Source organism: Advenella sp., from assembly GCF_052108595.1.
Lineage (GTDB): Bacteria > Pseudomonadota > Gammaproteobacteria > Burkholderiales > Burkholderiaceae_B > Advenella.
Genome location: NZ_JBQEAU010000155.1, coordinates 2,526 through 7,997, shown reverse-complemented (window position 1 = coordinate 7,997; position 5,472 = coordinate 2,526). Strand labels below are relative to the sequence as shown.

The 5,472-nt window shown below is 53.4% G+C and carries 5 protein-coding genes; 4 read left to right on the top strand and 1 reads right to left on the bottom strand.

Translation table 11 applies throughout. The features are described 5' to 3' along the window. Positions 1 to 21 precede the first annotated feature (21 nt). Together ACTIKR_RS19300 and ACTIKR_RS19295 are read left to right on the top strand one after the other, a co-directional pair. Positions 22 to 756 (top strand): CoA-transferase subunit beta, encoded by a 735-nt coding sequence (locus tag ACTIKR_RS19300; protein WP_442328732.1) that lies wholly within the window; start codon positions 22 to 24, stop codon positions 754 to 756. Positions 757 to 766: 10 nt separating this feature from the next. Beyond that, entirely contained in the window at positions 767 to 2,260 is a 1,494-nt protein-coding gene (locus tag ACTIKR_RS19295; RefSeq protein ID WP_442328731.1) for a class I adenylate-forming enzyme family protein, read from the top strand. Positions 2,261 to 2,962: 702 nt separating this feature from the next. On the opposite strand, the gene ACTIKR_RS19290 is transcribed toward ACTIKR_RS19295, so the two are convergent. After that, the gene (locus tag ACTIKR_RS19290; RefSeq protein WP_193090438.1) at positions 2,963 to 3,694 is read right to left on the bottom strand and encodes a GntR family transcriptional regulator; all 732 of its coding nucleotides are present in this window, start codon (positions 3,692 to 3,694) and stop codon (positions 2,963 to 2,965) included. Positions 3,695 to 3,889: 195 nt separating this feature from the next. On the opposite strand from ACTIKR_RS19290, the gene ACTIKR_RS19285 reads away from it, so the two are divergent. Next, a complete protein-coding gene (locus tag ACTIKR_RS19285) occupies positions 3,890 to 4,171 on the top strand; it encodes a UxaA family hydrolase (RefSeq protein ID WP_193090437.1) in 282 nt (93 codons plus the stop codon). 60 nt (positions 4,172 to 4,231) lie between these two features. Continuing rightward, positions 4,232 to 5,407, top strand: a complete 1,176-nt coding sequence (locus ACTIKR_RS19280; RefSeq protein WP_193090436.1) for a UxaA family hydrolase — start codon at positions 4,232 to 4,234, stop codon at positions 5,405 to 5,407. Positions 5,408 to 5,472: the final 65 nt, after the last annotated feature.

The window sequence follows — 5,472 nt, the reverse complement described above, 5'->3', positions numbered from 1 at the left end:
CGAATTACAGGAACACGCATAATGCAAAACAACTGGTCGTCTTTCTCCTACATCGTTACCAATCTGGCCCGCTTTATCCGCCCCAACGAAATCACGTTCAGCGGCGTCAATTCCACCATGCCCATGCTGGCCTGCCTGATGGCAAAAAAAGCCTATGAGTGGGATTTCATTTACATCAACGTGGCTGGCGGCGTGGACCCGACGCCTTCGATGATCCCCTTGTCCAGTTCCGACCCAGTGCTGGCACAGCAATCGGCCTCCATCTTTGCCAATGAAGATTTCTATGACCTGTGCACCCGCGGCAAAATGGATCTGACATATCTTGGCGCAGCCCAGATCGATGGCGAAGGCAACGCCAACAACTCGGTCATTGGCGATTGGCATTCGCCCAAGGTCCGCTTACCCGGCGGCGGTGGCGGCGCGGTCATGTTGCCCACAGCCAGGCGCGCCTGCACCTGGCGCACCGAACACTCGACGCGCACCTTTGTGGAAAAACTGGATTTTCGTACGTCCTGGGGCGGCTTTCATGGCGTGGTTACACCCATCGCCGTCTTCATAAAAAAAGACCAGCGACTGGCGCTACAGTCATTTCATCCGGAATCATCCATAGACGAAGTGGTGAGCCGAACCGGTTTTACTTTTGACCACACCGATGCCAAACCCACCGCAGCACCAACAGAGGCGGAAATCGCGGCATTGCAGTCGCTCGACCCAAACGGGCAATTCGAAAAAGACGCCGCGGTCACGCTGCGCTAGGAGACCACTGATGGGGCCAACCTCAACCATTCTGAATGACTGGCAATCAATCTGGCGCACTGCCTCGATTGAAAACCGCATTGCCTTGCAGGACGCCAGTACACAAATCCGCTACGGTCAACTGTACACATTGGTATCGCAACTGGCCGCACGCCTGCGGGCCGTGGGCATGGGCGAACAAATGCGCGTTGCAATTAATATGGAACGCGGACTGGACGCCGTGATAACGCTGCTGGCGGTGATGGTTGCGGGCGCCTGTCCCTGCCCGCTGGAGCCCGGATTGAGCCCGACAGAACGGACGCTGCGCCTGCAAAGCGGCGGGCTCACCTGGCTGCTCTCGGACGATCCGGTGCGCGATGCAGGTACAGATGATATTCGCGTCATAAACCCATTGACCCTGGCCGATGCGCGCCCATACTGGCCAACCAGCGTGTCGCCATTGAGCCCCGCGCTCATGCTGTTTACATCGGGCAGTACCGGCAAACCCAAAGGCGTATTGGAAAGCCATCGTGGCGTGCTGAACAACGCCCGCGGCATAATCGCAATGACCGAACTGTCGGCAGATGACACGCTGTTGCATGTCATGCCCATTTATCACACCAATGGACTGAACAATCAGCTATTTAGCCCACTGGCTGTTGGCGCCTGCATTTATTTTGCACCGCGTTTTTCTGCCCAAGCCATGCCGCAACTGATGGCAACTGTGGGCCCGACCATCATTACCGGCGTGCCCACCATGTATTCACGCATGCTGGCGCACCCCTTGCCAGCTGAGGCTGTCCGAAACTTGCGACTGGCCCGCTGCGGCTCTGCCCCTATCACAACTGAATTACACAAGAAAATCGAAAGTTATCTCGGGCAGCCGCTGGTGATTTCCTATGGCCTGTCCGAGGCGACGTGCACCTCTACCATGAACCCGCCGACACAACGGAAAGTCGGCTCTATCGGCAAGCCGCTAAGCGGCCAGGATATCTTCCTGCTTTCAACAAATGGTGAACGCATTACTGCAGCCCATACCAATGGCGAGATCTGTATAGATGGCGATAGCCTGATGCTGGGTTATGTAGGCGTGTCTGCACCAGGCCAGCTGGACCCGCAGGTCGGGCCGCTACGCACCGGCGATATCGGCTACGCTGACGAAGACGGTTTTTTGTACATCACAGGCCGCATCAAGGATGTCATTATTCGTGGCGGAGAAAATATTTCACCATCACAGATAGAGCACGTGATTGCCATGCATACAGACGTCGCCAATTGCTGCGTGATCGGCCAGCCCGATGAAGACCTGGGCGAAGTGCCTGTGGCCTTCATTACCGCAAGAAACAGCGACATCAACATCGACGAGGTGCATGCCCTGCTCAAAACACACCTGGCCAGAATCTATCAGCCTGCCGCTATTTTTGTACTTGATGCCCTTCCGGAAAATGCTGTCGGAAAAGTGGACCGCAAGGCGCTTGCAAAACAGCTGGTACAACGAACGCAGGCGACAGTCAGCTCATCGTAAGTTCATGCGCGCACTCGCGTGCAACCAAGCCTGTTTATCGGACATCCGAAGACATCAATGGTTGTGCTTCTCGCGTTGCAAACAAGACCAGACCAGAACAAATGCGCTTATTCAGCAAGCGCTTATGGTGTATTACTTATCACTTACCAGCACCTGCGCTCAATTAGCTGGCACGTACTTACCGTCTGAACTTGTGTGCGCTTCAGGACAAAAAATACCCTGGCTCTTGTGAGCCAGGGCGCAAAAGTACGATGGATAGGTGAATATCATTCGTACAGGGGGTATTCTATATAAAACATTGTCTATTGCCACCGTCTTGAAACACCTATTTTGTATTTTTTGTAAAAAAAAACGATGAAAGCCCGATATATACACCGTACGTTATGTTTTGACATGAGTACTTACGATCACAGCGCACTTTGCACTGTTTACTGGCATGGTGTCGAACATAGAGCCCATGCACGCGTCATTCAAGTCGCAGCGTTATTTTTATTTTCTGGTTGAACAAACGGCCACGACAATCTGATACCCCTTGAGGAAATTTCACTTGTGTTCGCACTGAATGCATTGCCTGACCCCGAGTGAAGCACACGCTTATGGTTCAGTCTTTCACTGGGGACAACACGATCCACGAGATTGGAGGTCTGACTACTGCCTTCGCCCACTACGCAACAAGAGCAACAACAACAACCCGGTGTCCGGTCAGTCTTTGGCGATGTACTCGTATTTGGCAGTATTGACGCGCGTCTGGCGCCACTCCACGGGACGATCCTGATAGGTATAGGCGGTGCGGTCAATCAAGAGCAACGGTGTAGCTTCGGCCACAGCCAGCCAGCCCGCCACCGCACTGTCGGCCTGGCAAACACTCAGCTTTTCGCGGGTATCGACAATATTGATGCCAAAATTGTTCTGATAAAAGTTATAGAGCGTACTTGAACGCTCGTGCAGGCTCTGCTCATTCAATGTAGCAAAAAGAATTTCCGGCACCTGGATTTCGTCAACCATGACCAGATCATTGTTCAGACTCAGCAGATTAAAAAAATGGAACACGTTGGCATCTTTGGGCAATTGCAAGCGCTCGCTGGCCTCGCGCGTCGCTTTCCTGCGACGAAATTTCAGCAAGCGCGTCGTTGGATACGCCTTGAAACCATCTCGGCGCTGGATCCGGAAAAATTTGAAAAAATGCTGATCGCTCTCGTGCGTGGCAACGAACGTGCCGCGTCCCTGATGGCGAATCAGAATATGTTCGCTGACCAGTTCATCGACCGCCTTGCGCAACGTACCAATAGACACACCGAATTTTTCGGCCAGCTGATTCTCTGGCGGGATGGCCTGGCCGCGAACCCACTCGCCACTTGCGAGCGCTGCCAGCAGCGACTGCTTGACTGCAAAATAAAGGGGCGTACCCGGTAAAAAGAAATCTTTGTTGTTCATAGGTGGCAGATTTTAAATGACTTGCAGCAATGATGCCATGGCTTGCGCCCCTGGCGCCAGCGGAAATCGCTTATGATGGTTTTTCACACAATTCATATAGATGATCTAGTTGACTTGGATGAATATTGCAACTATCATGCATTCAATCTGCTATGAAATGAAACACATCCAAATTGTCAATCAAAGGAGAAAACGATGATCCATGCCGTACTGCATGATTCAAAGGACACCGTTGCCGTTGCCGTCGTCGAAGGAATTACGGCCGGAATGGAGCTAAGCTGTTGGAATATGGAAGAAGACAAAATCATTACTGTCAAAGCCACCCAGGACATCCCCATTGGCCACAAGGTCGCCCTGGTGAACATGAAAGATGGCGACACCGTCTTCAAATACAGTGTCGATATCGGCAAAGTGGTTGCGCCCATCAGCGCCGGCGACCACGCCCATGTGCACAACATCAAAACCAAGCGCTGGTAAGCACTGCGAACACACTGCCACAACCGCTATCGACAGACATTCAGAGCAAGGATTTTCCTCATGGCCATTATTGATTCAAACACCACATTCCGCGGCTACAGAAGAGACAACGGGCGCGTAGGCATACGCAATCACGTTGTGATTCTGCCTGTAGACGATATTTCAAATGCAGCAGTTGAAGCTGTTGCCAACAACATCAAGGGCACTATCGGCATTCCCCACCCTTACGGACGCCTGCAATTTGGCGCCGACCTTGACCTGCACTTTCGCACGCTGATCGGCACGGGATGCAATCCCAACGTCGCCGCCGTAGTCGTGATCGGTATTGAAGAAGGCTGGACCAAAAAAGTAGTCGACGCCATCGCCCAAACCGGCAAACCGGTAGCGGGCTTTTCCATCGAACTGCACGGCGATCACGACACCATTATGCGCGCGTCTAAAAAAGCCAAGGAATTCGTGCATTACGCAACGGCGATTGAGCGTGTTGAATGCCCCATTTCCGATCTGTGGGTCTCGACCAAATGTGGCGAATCCGATACCACATCGGGCTGCGGCGCCAACCCAACCGTGGGCGATGCCTTTGATAAACTGTATGCCACGGGCAATACACTTGTGTTTGGCGAAACCTCTGAGCTGACCGGTGGTGAACAGATTGTGGCGGCCCGCTGCGCCAACGACAAAGTGCGCGAAGACTTCATGTTCATGTTCAATCGCTATCAGGACATGATCAATCGCTGGAAAACGTCTGATCTGTCCGAATCGCAGCCCACCAAAGGCAATATTGCCGGTGGCCTGACGACGATTGAAGAAAAAGCGCTGGGCAATATCCAGAAGATCGGCAAAAAATGCATGGTGGACGGCGTGCTCGACAAGGCAGAAGTGCCCACAGGCAAAGGACTTTGGTTCATGGATTCGTCTTCGGCCGCTGCCGAAATGGTCACGCTTTGCGCGGCCTCTGGCTATGCCGTGCACTTTTTCCCCACCGGCCAGGGCAATGTGATCGGCAATCCGATCCTGCCGGTTATCAAGATCTGCGCCAATCCTCGTACTGTCAGAACCATGTCGGAACACGTCGATGTGGATACGTCCGGCCTGCTGCAGCGTGAAATCAATCTGGACCAGGCAGGAGACAAACTGCTTGAATGCATGCTGGCCACCGCCAACGGTCGCTGGACATCTGCCGAAGCACTGGGCCATCGCGAATTTGTCCTGACCCGACTGTTCGAGAGCGCCTGAAACCTGGCGACCGGTATAAAAAACCAGGCCGGCCGCCACTCACAATCGTGGAGGAGACACCCCAT